The 14,365-nt window shown below is 60.9% G+C and carries 10 protein-coding genes and 3 pseudogenes; 5 read left to right on the top strand and 8 right to left on the bottom strand.

Going from position 1 to position 14,365, the window contains the following annotated elements; genetic code table 11:
- Positions 1–86: 86 nt before the first annotated feature.
- The 5 genes from E1573_RS19865 to E1573_RS19845 form a co-directional block, all read right to left on the bottom strand.
- On the bottom strand, positions 87–311 hold the full coding sequence (locus E1573_RS19865) for a hypothetical protein (protein WP_133216274.1): 225 nt from the start codon (positions 309–311) through the stop codon (positions 87–89).
- A gap of 190 nt (positions 312–501) precedes the next feature.
- Complete coding sequence (locus tag E1573_RS19860; RefSeq protein ID WP_133216273.1) at positions 502–1,881, bottom strand: heavy metal sensor histidine kinase; 1,380 nt, start codon at positions 1,879–1,881, stop codon at positions 502–504.
- The gene (locus E1573_RS19855; protein WP_133216272.1) at positions 1,856–2,530 is read right to left on the bottom strand and encodes a heavy metal response regulator transcription factor; all 675 of its coding nucleotides are present in this window, start codon (positions 2,528–2,530) and stop codon (positions 1,856–1,858) included. The genes E1573_RS19860 and E1573_RS19855 overlap by 26 nt, the downstream gene beginning before the upstream one ends.
- A gap of 9 nt (positions 2,531–2,539) precedes the next feature.
- Complete coding sequence (locus E1573_RS19850; RefSeq protein ID WP_133216271.1) at positions 2,540–5,641, bottom strand: multidrug efflux RND transporter permease subunit; 3,102 nt, start codon at positions 5,639–5,641, stop codon at positions 2,540–2,542.
- Positions 5,638–6,804, bottom strand: coding sequence for an efflux RND transporter periplasmic adaptor subunit (locus E1573_RS19845; protein WP_133216270.1), 1,167 nt, complete (start codon positions 6,802–6,804; stop codon positions 5,638–5,640). Before E1573_RS19845 ends, E1573_RS19850 begins: the two co-directional genes overlap by 4 nt.
- 305 nt (positions 6,805–7,109) lie before the next feature.
- On the opposite strand from E1573_RS19845, the pseudogene E1573_RS27290 reads away from it, so the two are divergent.
- A pseudogene (locus E1573_RS27290) lies at positions 7,110–7,391 on the top strand (PAS domain-containing protein); the annotation flags it as partial.
- Positions 7,392–7,730: 339 nt separating this feature from the next.
- Positions 7,731–8,693: pseudogene (locus E1573_RS27285) on the top strand (methyl-accepting chemotaxis protein); the annotation flags it as partial.
- Positions 8,694–8,699: 6 nt separating this feature from the next.
- Here E1573_RS27285 and E1573_RS19835 read toward each other — a convergent pair.
- The 3 genes from E1573_RS19835 to norR all read right to left on the bottom strand — a co-directional run bounded on the left by E1573_RS19835 (position 8,700) and on the right by norR (position 12,098).
- The gene (locus tag E1573_RS19835; RefSeq protein ID WP_133216268.1) at positions 8,700–9,449 is read right to left on the bottom strand and encodes a YkgJ family cysteine cluster protein; all 750 of its coding nucleotides are present in this window, start codon (positions 9,447–9,449) and stop codon (positions 8,700–8,702) included.
- A gap of 125 nt (positions 9,450–9,574) precedes the next feature.
- Positions 9,575–10,465 carry a chemotaxis protein gene (locus E1573_RS19830; RefSeq protein WP_133216267.1) on the bottom strand — a complete coding sequence of 297 codons (891 nt, stop codon included), beginning with the start codon at positions 10,463–10,465 and terminating at the stop codon, positions 9,575–9,577.
- A gap of 79 nt (positions 10,466–10,544) precedes the next feature.
- Complete coding sequence (gene norR, locus E1573_RS19825) at positions 10,545–12,098, bottom strand: nitric oxide reductase transcriptional regulator NorR (protein ID WP_133216266.1); 1,554 nt, start codon at positions 12,096–12,098, stop codon at positions 10,545–10,547.
- 153 nt (positions 12,099–12,251) lie between these two features.
- Here norR and hmpA point away from each other — a divergent pair, with 153 nt between their 5' ends.
- From hmpA to E1573_RS19810, 3 genes and pseudogenes are all read left to right on the top strand, one after another.
- The gene (hmpA, locus tag E1573_RS19820) at positions 12,252–13,433 is read left to right on the top strand and encodes an NO-inducible flavohemoprotein (protein WP_133216265.1); all 1,182 of its coding nucleotides are present in this window, start codon (positions 12,252–12,254) and stop codon (positions 13,431–13,433) included.
- Between the two features lie 171 nt (positions 13,434–13,604).
- Complete coding sequence (locus tag E1573_RS19815; protein WP_133216264.1) at positions 13,605–14,075, top strand: phosphate-starvation-inducible protein PsiE; 471 nt, start codon at positions 13,605–13,607, stop codon at positions 14,073–14,075.
- 75 nt (positions 14,076–14,150) lie between these two features.
- Positions 14,151–14,339: pseudogene (locus E1573_RS19810) on the top strand (phosphate-starvation-inducible protein PsiE); the annotation flags it as partial.
- Positions 14,340–14,365 lie beyond the last annotated feature (26 nt).

Here is a 14,365-nt window from a genome sequence, read left to right as displayed (position 1 = left end):
ATTAGCGGCTTTGAAAGACAACCGTACAGGCGCTCAAGTCACCTGTGCGATCACCCAAGGAGTCGAAGGGAGCGACGGCGTGTCGATCAGCTCTCGGCTGCGTCACGCTCAGAAGCCTTGGAAGCGGTCTGTTCTGCGGGCTTGGAGGCTTGCTCGGACTGGGCGGCAAAGGTCTCGCGCGCTTGTTGGTGAACAGCGGCCAGTTCGGCATTGCGAGCGACGAACGCCTGAGATTCCTCGGCCATGGCCAGAGGCGACAATAACAGGGAAGACAGGACGAATACGCTGGCAACACCCATACTGTTGGACATTTGTAACAACCTTCTTGCTGTGCAAGTGTTAAGTAGGTCCGAGTAAATTAGTCGGAAACACCGGCAAGAAAAAGTTACTTTTTCGAGAAGTACTATTGCGTCCAGGGTAATAGTCGCGGCTTCTGTGGGAGCGGGCTTGCCCCGCGATAGCGGTCTGTCTGGTACATCGCATCGCGGGGCAAGCCCGCTCCTACAGGGGCAATACAATCCCGAAGGTGTTGGCCCCTGCCTGGCTACGCACAAACACGCTGCCACCGTGCATCAGCGCAATCGCCTTGACGATGGCCAGCCCCAGCCCGTGGTTGCCGCTGCCGCTGGTGCGTGCCGCATCGACGCGGTAGAAACGCTCGAACAGCATTGGCAGGTGTTGCTGGTCGATGGCAGGCCCAGGGTTGCTCACCGCAATGCTGATTTGCCCGTCCTGTTGCTCGATACGTACCTGTATGACCTGACCAGGCGCGGTGTGCTGCACGGCATTGTTCAGCAGGTTGATCAAGGCCCGACGCAGTTGTGCTTTCTCGATATGCGCCTGGGCATCGCCGCTGACTTCAACCCGTACCTGAGCATCTTCAAGGATGTAGTCGAGGTAATCGAGGGTCGCCGCCACTTCTTCGGCCAGCGAGCTGCAGGTCAGGGCGGTGGCCTTGCTGCCCTGGTCGGCGCTGGCGAGGAACAGCATGTCGTTGATGATGGTGCGCAGGCGTTCCAGTTCTTCCAGGTTCGACTGCAACACCTCAAAGTAATGCTCGGCACTACGCCCGCGGGTCAGCGCCACTTGAGTCTGGCCGATCAGGTTGGTGAGCGGTGAGCGCAGCTCGTGGGCCACGTCGGCGTTGAACGCTTCAAGGCGCGAGTAGGCCTGATCGACGCGCTCCAGGGTGGAATTGAAAGCGCTGGCGAACTGCGCCACTTCCGGTGGCAGGTCGGCCAGTTGCAGGCGACCGCTCAAGCGCGGTGGCGCCAGTTTCTGTGCTTCGGCCGAAAGGGTGCGCAGCGGTCCCAGGCCAATACGCGCCACCCAGTAGCCAAGCAGCGAGGCCAGCAATACGCCGAACACTGACAGGCTGATGATCGCCACCAGCAAGGTGTGTTGGGTTTGCCAGAAGGTTTCGGTGTCGATGGCAATCAGAAAACGCAACGCCGGGCGTGTGCCCATCGCTGGCAGTTCGCTGACCAGCACCTTGTACGGGTAAGGGCTGTTGGCCAGGCGCAGGTCACGCATGCCCAGCCGGCCCTGGGCGAAGTCGCGAATGCTGGCGTCAGGCTGGCCGTACTCGAAAGGGCTGTGGCCACTGACTACCCAGAAGCGGATGCGGCGGTCTTCTTCACTGAGCAAGTTGAGTTTGTTGGTGATCTTGGCCCAGTGCTCACGCGTGTCGTAGCGTGTCAGCGACGATTCCAGCACGCTGAAGCGCGCGTCCAGTTCGGCGGCGGGTAGCAGGTCCAGGCTGCGGTCGACCTGCTTGTACAGGGCTATGCCGATCAGCAGGAACACACCCAGCGCCACCAGGGTGAACAAGGCGCTCAGGCGCAGGGCGATGGAGTTAGTCGCCACGGCTTTCCAGAACATAACCCATGCCTCGGATGGTGTGCAGCAACTTGGTGTCGAACGGGCCGTCGAGCTTGGCCCGCAGGCGCTTGATCGCCACTTCGACGACGTTGGCATCACTGTCGAAATTGATGTCCCAGACCAGCTCGGCGATGGCGGTCTTGGAGAGAATCTCTCCCTGGCGACGGGCCAGAACACTGAGCAGCGAGAACTCTTTGGCGGTCAAGTCCAGACGTTGCCCGGCGCGGCTGGCTTTGCGGCTGATCAGGTCGACCCAAAGGTCGGCGACCTGGATCTGCACCGGTTCGTGGCTACCGCTGCGGCGGGTCAGGGCCTGCAGGCGGGCGACCAGTTCAAGAAAAGAGAACGGTTTGCCCAGATAATCATCGGCGCCTTCGCGCAGGCCATGAATACGGTCTTCTACGCGCTCGCGGGCGGTGAGCATGATCACCGGGGTTTGCTTGCGTGCGCGCAAGGCACGCAGTACGCCGTAACCGTCGAGGCCGGGGAGCATGACGTCGAGCACAATCACCGCGTAGTCGCCTTCCAGGGCCATGTGCAGGCCATCGATGCCGTCGCGGGCCACATCTGCGGTAAAGCCTTGCTCACTCAGACCGCGGTGCAGGTAATCGGCGGTCTTTTCTTCATCTTCAATAATCAGCACACGCATGTTTGCTTCTCAACTGGCATTGGGCTGCGCCACTTCCCGGGGCGCCTGACGCCGATGGAACAGACGTTCCAGGGCCAAGTATATGATCGGTGTGGTGAACAGTGTCAGCGCCTGGCTAACCAACAAACCGCCGACCACCGCGATCCCCAGCGGTTGGCGCAGTTCGGCCCCGGCGCCCATGCCGAACATCAGCGGTACGGCGCCGAGCAGCGCGGCGAGGGTGGTCATCATGATCGGTCGGAAGCGGGTCAGGCAGGCTTGATGGATGGCTTGTTCGGGGCTCATGCCCAGGTTGCGTTGGGCATCGAGGGCAAAGTCGATGAGCAGGATGCCGTTTTTCTTGACGATACCAATCAGCAGCACAATGCCGATCAGGCCCATGATGCTGAAGTCTTGCCCCGTCAGCCACAGCAAGGCCAAGGCCCCAAGCCCGGCGGAGGGCAGGGTGGAAATGATGGTCAGCGGATGGACGAAGCTTTCATAGAGCACCCCGAGAATGATGTACACCGCCACCAGCGCGGCGAGAATCAGCCAGGGTTGGCTCGACAACGAACTCTGGAACGCCTGGGCTGCGCCCTGGAAGTTGCCGATGATCGAGTCGGGCATGCCCAGTTCACGTTGGGTGCGTTCAAGGATTTGCACCGCATCGCCCAGGGCAACACCTGGCGCCAGGTTGAACGACAGGTTGGCCGCCGGGAACAAGCCGTCATGGCTGATCGACAACGGCCCGGTGCTGGGTGGTGCGACCTTGGCCAGCACTGACAACGGCACCATTTCACCGGTCAGCGGCGAGCGCAGGTAGAAGTAGTTCAGGCTTTCGGCCTTGCCGCGCTGGCGGGCGTCGAGTTCAAGGATCACCTTGTACTGGTTTGTTTCGGTCTGAAACTCGCTGATCTGGCGTTGGCCGAAGGCATCGTAGAGCGCCTGGTCGATGTCGGTGGTGGTCAGGCCGAAGCGTGCGGCGGCGCGGCGGTCGATATCGATACGGGTAACGCTGGCGCCCAGTTGCAGGTCGTTGGACAGGTCGCGGAATGCCGGGTTGGCTTTCAGGCGTTCGGTCAGGCGTTGGGTCCACAGGTTCAGGGCGGCACCGTCGTTACTCTTGAGCACGTACTGGTACTGGCTGCGGGTCGGGCCGGAGCTGAGGTTGATGTCTTGCCCTGCGCGCAGGTACAGCACCACACCGGGCACCTTGGCCAGTTTCGGGCGCAGGCGGTCGATGAACTCGCTGGCGGAAACATCACGGTCACTGCGGTCTTTGAGGGCGATCCAGAAGCGACCGTTGGCGATGGTCTGGTTGCTACCCGTTACCCCGACCGCGTGAGAGAAGGTTTTTACCGCTGGGTCGGCTTCCAGGACTTTGGCTAATGCCTGGTGCTTCTTGATCATGTCCGGGTAGGAGATATCTGCGGCGCCTTCGGAGGTGCCAAGGATGAAACCGGTGTCCTGAACCGGGAAGAAGCCCTTGGGAATCGCCACATAGCCCACCACTGCCAGGGCCAGGGTGACGCCGAATATCCCCAACATCAGCCGCTGATGTGCCAGCGCCTTGACCAGCACCCGCTCGTACCAGGCCAACAGCCGGTCCCCGAAACTGACGCTCTGCTGTTCGCGGTGTTTGGGCCGGTCCATGAACAGGGCACAGAGGGTCGGTGCCAGGGTCAGTGACACCACCACCGAAATCAGGATGGTCGAGGTGGCGGTGAGGGCGAACTCCTTGAACAGCCGCCCGACCACGCCGCCCATGAACAGCAACGGTATAAAAGCCGCCACCAGCGAAAAACTGATCGACACCACGGTGAAGCCGATTTCCCCGGCGCCTTTGATCGCTGCCTCGCGCTTGCTGTCGCCGGCTTCCAGATGCCGGTGAATGTTTTCCACCACCACAATCGCATCATCGACCACAAAGCCGACAGCAATGACGATGGCCACCAGGGTCAGGTTGTTCAGGCTGAAACCGAACAGGTACATGAGCGCGAAGCTAGCGGTCAGTGACACCCCCAGCACGCTGGACACAATCAACGTGGCTGACCACTGGCGCAGAAACAGCGCCATAACCCCGATCACCAGGGCAACGGCGATCAGCAGAGTGATTTCCACCTCGTGCAACGAGGCGCGGATGGTCTGGGTGCGGTCGTTGAGCACCGACACCTGCACCGAGGCCGGCAACATCTGCTCAAGCCGTGGCAGCGCTTCCATAACGCCGTCTACGGTTTCGACGATGTTGGCCCCCGGCTGGCGGAACACCACCAGGTTCAGGCCTTGCTGCTCACCGGACCAAGCTTTGACGTAGGCGTTTTCGGCACCGTTGATGACCTTGGCGACATCCTTCAAATGCACCGGCGCGCCGTCACGGTAAGAGACGATCAGCTGGGCATACTCCTCCGGGTGAAACAGCTGGTCGTTGGTGGCCAGGGTCGAGACGCTGCTGTCGCCATACAACGCACCTTTGGCCAGGTTCAGGCTGGTTTGCTGAATGGCCTGGCGCAGGTCGGCCAGGGTCAGGCCCAGGGCTGCCAGTTTCTCTGGCTGGGCCTGCACCCGGATCGCTGGGCGCAGCTGGCCGGTGATGTTGATCAGGCCGACCCCTTCGATTTGGCTCAACTGCCGGGCCAACAGCGTTTCGGCGTAGTCACTCAATTCGTTGGCGGGCATCTGCGGCGAGCTGACGGTCAGGATCAACACCGGGCTGTCGGCCGGGTTGACCTTGCGCCAGGTTGGCGGGCTGGGCATGTCCTGGGGCAAGCGGGCGGTGGCGGTGTTGATTGCGGCCTGAACTTCCTGGGCGGCAGTGTCGATGCTTTTTTCCAGGCTGAATTGCAGGATCAGGTTGGTTGAGCCCAAGGCACTGCTGGAAGTCATCTGGGTCATGCCGGGGATGGCACTGAACTGTACTTCCAGGGGCGTGGCCACCGAAGAGGCCATGGTCTCCGGGCTGGCGCCGGGCAGTTGCGCGGTGACCTGTATCGTTGGGAAGTCGGCCTCAGGCAAGGGCGCGACCGGCAGACGTGGAAAAGCGATAACCCCGAGTAGCACCAGGGCGAAGGTCAGCAGCAAGGTGGCGATCGGGCGGTCGATGCACCAGGCCGACAGCGAGTTGCGGCTGTTCATGGTTGCTCCCGGCGATTGACCACTTCCTCAGGGGCCGCAGTTTCAGCTGCCACCTCGACAGTGGCACCGGGTTTGAGCCGAGACTGGCCATCGGAGACCACGGTGTCACCCTTGCTGACCCCGGCGATGACGTTCAGGCCGCTGTCCTGATACAGCACTTTGACCGGCACGCTTTCAACTTTGTCGCCGACCAGCCGGTAGACGAAATGGCCGTCGATGCCGCGTTGCACCACTTGCGGTGGCACCACCAGGGCGTCCTGTTCCAGGGCAGTCTGCAGTTTCAGGGTCACCAACTGCCCAGGCCACAGGCGGGCATCGGGGTTGGCGAACTCGGCTTTGACGCGAATGGTGCCGGTGTTGGCGGCCACCTGGTTGTCGATCAAGGTCAGGTGCCCTTCAGCCAGCAAGGTGCCGCTGCTGTCGCCATCGCCTTCCAGATAGGCTTGAACAACCGCGGGCGGCTGCGCGTGCAGCAGCCCCTGCAAGGTCGGCAGCATGGCTTGCGGCAAGGAGAATTCTACGCCGATCGGGTCGATCTGGGTGACGCTGAACAGGCCTTGGGTATCAGCCACCCGCAAGAAGTTGCCTTCATCGACGTTACGGATACCGACCCTGCCGGTGACTGGCGAAAGAATCTGTGTATAGGACAACTGCACCTGTGCCGCCGCAATAGCCGCCTGATTGCCCAGCACCGTGGCTTGTAATTGATTGAACAGGGCTTGCTGCTGATCCAGGGTTTGACGGGAAACGCCGTTGTCGGTGCTGAGCAGCTTGTAGCGTTTGAGATCGACACCGGCCACCTGCAGCTGCGCCTGGCTTTGGCCGAGCTGGGCTTTGGCCTGCTCAAGGCTGGCGCGTATGGCGCGGTCGTCGATGGTGGCCAGCAGGTCGCCTTGCTTGACCCATTGGCCCTCTTTAACCATCAGGCGGGTCAGCACCCCCTCAACCTGCGGGCGGATCACCACGCTGTGCAGCGACAACACCGAACCGATACCGCTGACAAAACGCGGCACATCCTGCTGTTTAACGGCAACGACACGTACGGGCACGGCGGGGTTGTGCGCGATTTTCTCTTCACTGCGACCAGCGAACCACCACCAGGCAGCCCCGGCCAGAGCAAACAAGACAACACAGATCACAAGCGAGCGGGTGTGAATACGCATACAGAAAGTCTCAGGGCGATGCTTACTGTATAGCGGTTCGATCAGGTCAGCAGCGTGACTGCTAACTGACAGCGCTGACAGTTTTGGGTGATGAAGCTCTCCCTCTCGGTGGGAGCGGGCTTGCCCCGCGATTGCGGTCTGTCTGTTTTACCGTATCGCGGGGCAAGCCCGCTCCCACCGGGTTTATCCACTCCATCGGTTGGTGGCAAATTGCCAATATCCTGAGCTGGATCAAGGAATCGCGCTTATTTGTCACTAGAGTCGTATGCCCTGCCGATTCTCCCAAATAACAACGAGTGCCTCCGATGAAGTGCAATATGCCTGTGACCGGTCGCAATGTGGATTATCCCGGTGACGCCAACATCCTTTCTACTACCAACCTCTCCAGTGAGATCAGCTATGCCAACGACGATTTCGTCAAGGTCAGTGGTTTCAGCCGTGAAGAGCTGATGGGCAGCCCCCACAATATCGTGCGTCACCCGGATATGCCGCCTCAGGCATTCGAACAAATGTGGCACACCCTCAAGGCTGGCCAGTCGTGGATGGGGCTGGTGAAAAACCGTTGCAAGAACGGTGATCACTATTGGGTCAGCGCCTTTGTTTCGCCCATCGCCAGTCAGGGGCAGACGGTGGAATATCAGTCGGTACGCACCAAGCCCAGTGCCGAGCAGATTGAAGCTGCCGAACGCTGTTATGAACAGTTGCGCAGCGGTCGAAAGCCCTGGTGGCAGCGCTTGCCGGTGTTCGGGTTGGGTTGGCAGCTATGGGCGGGGGTGACCTTCGGGGTAATGCTGGCCACGGTACTCAGTCGGCTGTTGCTGCCGTTGTTGCCCTGGCAAGGCTTGGTGGAAGTGTTGCTGGCCAGCGGCTTGAGCGCTTTGGTGATTCTCGCTGTGCTCAAGCCGTTTCAGCGCCTGTGTACCGAAGCCCTGAGCATTGCCGACAACCCGTTGAGCCAGCAGTTGTACACAGGCCGGCGTGACGGCATCGGGCAGATCGATTTTGCCCTGCGCATGCTCAAAGGCCAGCTTGGCGCGGTGGTCGGGCGCATTGGCGATACTTCGCGGCGGTTGGCCGGGCATACCGGCTCGTTGGCGCAGTCGCTGCACAGCAGCCACAGCAGTCATCTGGAACAGCAAGGTGAGGCCGACCAGATTGCCACCGCCATCAACCAGATGGCCGCCAGCGTCGCGCAGGTTGCCAGCAATGCCCAGCAAGCGTCTGCGGCTGCGGATCAGGCCGAAGACGAAACCCGTGCCGGGCACCAGTTGGTCGACCTGAATCGCAGCGCCATTCAGGACTTGGCCGAATCGTTAGAATCCGCCACCGAGGTTATCCACAACCTGCAGAGTCACAGCAGCGAAATCACTGGGGTGGTTGAGGTGATTCGCGGCATTGCCGAGCAAACCAACCTGTTGGCGCTCAACGCTGCCATCGAAGCCGCTCGCGCCGGTGATCAGGGCCGTGGTTTTGCTGTGGTCGCCGATGAAGTGCGTGGCCTGGCACAGCGCACGGCGCAATCGACCCATGAGATACAGCGGATGATCAGCGTTTTGCAGGGTGTGGCGCGCGATGCGGTGCAGGTGATGCAGCAGAGCAGCGAGCATGCCGGTCATAGCGTCGATCAGGCCAAGCGTGCTGCCAGTGCCCTGGATGGCATCAGCCTGCGGGTCAACCAGATCAGCGAGATGAGTGTGCAAATCGCAACAGCGGTGGAGGAGCAGAGCCAGGTCAGCGAAAGCATCAACCGCAACATCATCAGTATTCGTCAGGCGAGCGAGTCTACGGTACAGGTCGGCCAGCAGAGCCACCTTAGTGCCACTGATGTGGCGGCGCTGGCCGAAGACCTGCGCCGCCTGGCCGCCGAGTTCTGGCGGCGCTGTCACTGAGGGCGGTCAGAATCCGATAAAGGCGTAGTGCCCGGCCGCTTCGCTGTAAACCTGGGCACCACTGGCCTGCAGTTGCTCACACAGTGCAGGGTCAATGACATGCAGCGTCCAGGGGGCGATCGGCCCTTCAGTGCCAACCTGCTGCAGTGCCTGGGCCAAGGCCTGGGTATCAGGCAGGTAGGCGGTGAAGCCGTTGCCTTTGAGGGCGCTGGTGTCGATGCCCAGCGCCTGGCAAATCGCGACTTTGCCACGGATATCGTCGCGGTCGGCCTGGCGTGAGCGTTCGATCAGCTCGGCCAGGCGCCGGTCAACCAGCTGCTGCCCATGAATCAGCGGCGGGCCGCTTTGCCAGGCTTCGCTGGGGCAGTCTTTGGCTTCAGGGCGCAACGGAATATGCGGGTTGATTTCCATCGGGTAGATACGGCACACCAGCGGCCGGCTCTCGTAGATGGTGCACAGGTCGTTGGCATCGAGGTTGCGGCAGCGCTCCGGGTTGAAGGCGGCGAAGGTGATCGCCACATGCGCCTCGGTGCTGCCGCAAGGTACCGGCCAGGAGCGGCGCAAGGCGTGTTCGCGCTGCTCGGCGGGTAAACCCAGGCCGTTGGCCAGAAAGGCCTCGATCAAGACAATGACCTGGCCACCGGAAACCGTCCATTGACGCGCTTCGTTCAAGGTCAGGGGCACATGGTGGCCGGTGCAGCACTTGCCACAGCCGGTGCAGTCGAAGCGGATATCGGTGGTTTGTGCGCTGTTCACGGTTTCACGGGGCCCATTCGCTGACAAAGGCAGCGTTGCAAAGCGCTCAATTGTGCCTGAGCCTCAGACACTTTCAAGCGACTCGCCCGCTCCCTACTTGCAGCCCACTACTTACCGCTTACCGCTTATGCCGCCACCGCACGCGCAGCCACGATCAGGCAGTCGGTCAGTTCTGGTGAGGAGAACTTGGTCAGCACCGCGTTGGCCCCGGCGAGCCGGGCTTTTTCACTGTTCATGGCGCTGTCCAGCGAGGTGTGCAGCAGCACATAGAGGTGCTTGAAATCGGGGGTTTCGCGCAGGGTACGGGTGAAGGCAAAACCGTCCATCTCCGACATCTCGATATCGGACACCACCACGTTGATTTCCTGATCAGTGCCTTGTAGCTCCAGCAGCGTGTTGATCGCGTCTTTGGCACTGCGTGCTGTGTGGCATTCGATCCCCAGGCTGCGCAGGGTATGTACCGACTGCTGCAGCGCCACCTGGCTGTCATCGACCACCAGAATATTGGTGGCTGCCAGCACGGCGGCGTCATCGGCACTCAGTTCGTTACTGATGACTTCGTGAGTAGGCGGGGAGATGCCATGAATGACTTTCTCGATGTCCAGCACCTGCACCAGCGTGTTGTCGACCCGGGTGACCCCCGTGATGAACGACTTGCTGCCCGAGCCGTAAGGTGGCGGTTTGATGTCGGTGCTCAGGCAGTGGACGATCTTGCTCACCGCCTGTACGTGCAGGCCTTGCTTGGAGCGGCTGATGTCGGTGACGATCAGGCAGCCGCCTTGAGGGTCTTGCAGCGGCTGTTCGCCGATGGCACGGGACAGGTCGATCACCGACAGCGAGTTGCCACGCAGCGTTGCCACGCCTTTAACGTGGGGGTGCGACTCAGGCAGTTTGGTCAGCGGCGGGCAAGGGATGATTTCACTGACCTTGAGCAGGTTGATCGCCATCAGCTTGCCGCTGCGCAGGGTGAACAGCAGCAGCGACAGTGAGTCCGCGCGGGTGTTGTGCGTGGCCATAGGCACCTTCAGGGCAGATTTAATGGGGAGATGCCGGGTTATCGACCCGCCAGTCCGTGGCTTTAATCACTTGCTCAAATCAGCGTAGACCCAGGCGTTTGGCCAGGCGACCGAGGTTGGCGCGGTCCAGGCCCAATTCGCGGGCGGCGCTGGCCCAATTGTGCTCATGCCGTTCCAGGCAGCCTTGGATGAGCTGGCGCTGGTACTCATCGAGCGCCTGACGCAGGTCGCCAACCGGCAGTGCTGCTGCGGCTGGCGGCGACAGCAGGGCAGGGCTGGCCTGCGCTTCGACGGGCTTGAGGTCCAGGTCGGCGGCATCCAGGGTCAGAATCTTCGGGCGCTGGCGGTGCTGGCCCAAGGCTTTGAGCGCCGAACGGCCGATCAGGTGTTCCAGTTCCCGCACGTTGCCGGGCCAATCATAGGCCAGTAGCGCCGCCTGGGCTTCGGCACTCAGGCGCAAACTGCCCAGGCCCATGCGTGAGCGATTTTGCTCGAGAAAGTAGCCGCTGAGCAGCAATACATCACGGCCACGTTCCCGCAGTGGCGGCACCAGCAAGGGGTAGACGCTCAGTCGGTGGTAGAAGTCGGCACGGTAGCGCCCGGCACGCACCTCGTCGGCCAGGTCGCGGTTGGTGGCGGCGATCAGGCGCACATCAACGCGGTGATCCTGGTCCGAGCCCAACCGTTGCAACTGGCCGCTTTGCAGCACGCGCAGCAATTTGGCTTGGACGGTCAGGGACAATTCACCGACTTCGTCAAGAAACAACGTACCGCCATTGGCCAGTTCGAACTTGCCGCGGCGCTCACCGACCGCGCCGGTAAAGGCACCGCGCACATGACCGAACAGCTCGCTTTCTACCAGCGTATCGGGCAACGCCGCGCAGTTGAGGCTGATCATCGGCTTGTCGGCGCGGCTTGAAGCCTGGTGGATGGCCTGGGCGACCAGCTCCTTGCCAACGCCCGTTTCGCCGTTGATCAACACCGTCAGGTCGCTGCTGCCGACTAACTGAATTTCTTCGAGCAGGCGCTTTTGCGCTTTACTCTGGCCGATCAGCTCTTTGTATTGCTGACCGCTGGCCTGGCGATACACCTCGGCACGCTCATGCTCATCCTCAACACGCAAGGCCAGGCGTTCGATGCGCTCGGCCACGTTGACCGTGGCTGCTGCTAGGCTGGCAAAGGCTTGCAAGGCATCAAGCTCGACCTGCTGAAACTGCTCCGGGTCCAGCGCATCGAGGGTGATCAGGCCCCAGGGTTGTTCATCGACGAACAGCGGGCAACCCATGCAGTCGTGAACTTCCAGGTGCTGATGCAGGCCTTCGACCAGCCCGTCGTACGGGTCGGGTAGTTCGCTGTCACTGGCAAAGCGGGTCGGCGCGGTGTTGCTCAAAATGGCCGCGAAGCGTGGGTGTTCGTTGACCTTGAAGCGTCGCCCGAGGGTGTCGGTGCTCAAACCATCGACCGCCAGCGGCACCAACCAATCGCCGTCCAGGCGCAACAGGGCTGCAGCATCACATGGCAACAGGCTACGCATGGCTTCGAGCAGGCGCCGGTAGCGCTCGCGTTCGGGCAAGTCGCGGGCCAGGTCGCTGACCAGCGGCAGTAGGGCTGTGAGCAGAGATTTTGCTGTCATAAAGACTCCTATTGGTCTTATTGACTATATATCAGCTGTAGTCTTTATGACTCATTTGTTTTTAAGTAATTGATTTTAAACAATAAAAAAGTTGGCACAGATTCTGAATTAACACAGGCATTCATCAAGAAGCCACAGGCTCAGGAGTCATCCATGCTCAATGCCCAGGATCGTGCAATCGTTAAAGCCACTGTTCCCCTGCTGGAAAGCGGCGGTGAAGCGCTGACGACTCACTTCTACAAAATGATGCTCAGCGAGTACCCGCAGGTGCGTCCGCTGTTCAACCAGGCCCATCAGGCCAGCGGCGATCAACCGCGCGCCCTGGCCAATGGCGTGCTGATGTATGCCCGCCACATCGACCAGCTGGAACAGCTGGGTGGCTTGGTCGGTCAGATCATCAACAAGCATGTGGCCTTGCAGATTCTGCCGGAACATTACCCGATCGTTGGTAGCTGCCTGCTGCGCGCCATTGAAGAAGTGCTTGGCAAAGAAGTCGCCACCCCTGAAGTGATCGCCGCCTGGGGCGCCGCCTACCAGCAACTGGCCGATATCCTGATTGGCGCAGAGGCCCAAGTGTACGACCAGAAAGCAGCAGCACCGGGCGGCTGGCGTGGTGCACGCGATTTCAAACTGGTGCAGCGCGTCGACGAAAGCAGCGAGATCGTTTCGTTCTACTTCGCCCCGGTGGATGGTGGCGCGATCCTCAAGGCGGAGCCGGGTCAGTACATCGGCTTGCAGTTGTTCATCGATGGTCAGGAGCAGCGCCGCAACTATTCGTTGTCGGCCCTGAGCGATGCCGGTCAATACCGTATCAGCGTCAAGCGTGAAGCGGGCGGCAAGGTTTCGAACTACCTGCACGAGCAACTGGCGGTAGGCGACACGCTCAAACTGTTCCCGCCATCGGGTGAGTTCACCTTGAGCGCCAGCGACAAGCCACTGGTACTGATCAGCGGTGGCGTTGGCATCACCCCGACCTTGCCGATGCTTGAAGCGGCACTGGAAAGTGGCCGTTTGGTGCACTTCATCCACTGCGCGCGCAACGGAGCGGTGCATGCCTTCCGTGATTGGGTTGATGGGCTGGCGGCGCGTCATCCGCAGGTCAAACGCTTCTACTGCTACGCCGAAGACGATGGCGTCAGCGAGCCGGCCGATGCCATGGGCCTGCTCACCGCTGAACAGCTCAACGCCTGGCTGCCGCAGGAACGTGACCTGGATGCTTACTTCCTTGGCCCTAAAGCCTTTATGAGTACCGTCAAACGTCACCTCAAAGGCCTGGGTGTGCCTGAGCAGCAAAGCCGCTACGAGTTCTTCGGCCCGGCCTCGGCACTGGAATAACCCGGTTTCTCCAAACTACGGTTGAAAGCGCAAGGCACAGCCAGTGATGGCTGTGCCTTGCGGCGTTTGGTCGCCTTCTCAAACAGGGTGCCTGGCCTTTTTACTGCATGCAGAAAAAACGTCATGCGTGTGGCGCATCATCCTTTCAGCCGTATCAAGGAAACCGAAATCGTGAACAATAAATGGGCAGATCAACTGCGCAAGGGCCTGCATGGCTCGGCTGATTCGCTGGGCAACCTCTGCGTCGAAGCATTCCACTACCTGGCCCTGTTCGGCATCGGTGCAATTACTGCCTACGCGGCAGTGGTGACCTTCATCGACATGCTCAGCAAAGGCGGCGTCAGTGTCGACGACATTCTCCTGCTGTTCATCTACCTCGAATTGGGCGCGATGGTCGGGATCTACTTCAAGACCAACCACATGCCGATCCGCTTCCTGCTGTATGTTGCGATCACCGCCTTGACCCGCTTGCTCATCGGCGACGTTTCGCACCACAAAGCGCCGGATGTCGGCTTGCTGTATGTGTGCGGCGGCATCCTGCTGTTGGCCTTCGCGATTCTGGTGGTGCGTTACGCCTCGTACCGCTACCCGTCGACCAAAGCCATCGATGCCAGCGGTAAAGAAATCGAAGAAAGCAAGTAACCAGACGGTGGGAGCGGGCTTGCCCCGCGATTGCAGTTTGTCAGGCACATTGCATCGCGGGGCAAGCCCGCTCCCACCGCCTTGACCCGCTTGCTCATCGGCGACGTTTCGCACCACAAAGCGCCGGATGTCGGCTTGCTGTATGTGTGCGGCGGCATCCTGCTGTTGGCCTTCGCGATTCTGGTGGTGCGTTACGCTTCGTACCGCTACCCGTCGACCAAAGCCATCGATGCCAGCGGTAAAGAAATCGAAGAAAGCAAGTAACCAAACGGTGGGAGCGGGCTTGCCCC

Source organism: Pseudomonas sp. H9 (assembly GCF_004353925.1).
GTDB lineage: Bacteria > Pseudomonadota > Gammaproteobacteria > Pseudomonadales > Pseudomonadaceae > Aquipseudomonas.
The sequence above is the reverse complement of the archived record's forward strand: the minus strand, read 5'-3'. Positions and strand labels throughout refer to the sequence as shown.

Excerpts from the sequence above, each read along its gene's own strand:
- E1573_RS19865 (WP_133216274.1), bottom strand. The coding sequence starts at position 311 with ATGTCCAACAGTATGGGTGTTGCCAGCGTATTCGTCCTGTCTTCCCTG.
- E1573_RS19860 (WP_133216273.1), bottom strand. The coding sequence starts at position 1,881 with ATGTTCTGGAAAGCCGTGGCGACTAACTCCATCGCCCTGCGCCTGAGC.
- hmpA (WP_133216265.1), top strand. The coding sequence starts at position 12,252 with ATGCTCAATGCCCAGGATCGTGCAATCGTTAAAGCCACTGTTCCCCTG.
- E1573_RS19850 (WP_133216271.1), bottom strand. The coding sequence starts at position 5,641 with ATGAACAGCCGCAACTCGCTGTCGGCCTGGTGCATCGACCGCCCGATC.
- E1573_RS19830 (WP_133216267.1), bottom strand. The coding sequence starts at position 10,465 with ATGGCCACGCACAACACCCGCGCGGACTCACTGTCGCTGCTGCTGTTC.
- norR (WP_133216266.1), bottom strand. The coding sequence starts at position 12,098 with ATGACAGCAAAATCTCTGCTCACAGCCCTACTGCCGCTGGTCAGCGAC.
- E1573_RS19855 (WP_133216272.1), bottom strand. The coding sequence starts at position 2,530 with ATGCGTGTGCTGATTATTGAAGATGAAGAAAAGACCGCCGATTACCTG.
- E1573_RS19845 (WP_133216270.1), bottom strand. The coding sequence starts at position 6,804 with ATGCGTATTCACACCCGCTCGCTTGTGATCTGTGTTGTCTTGTTTGCT.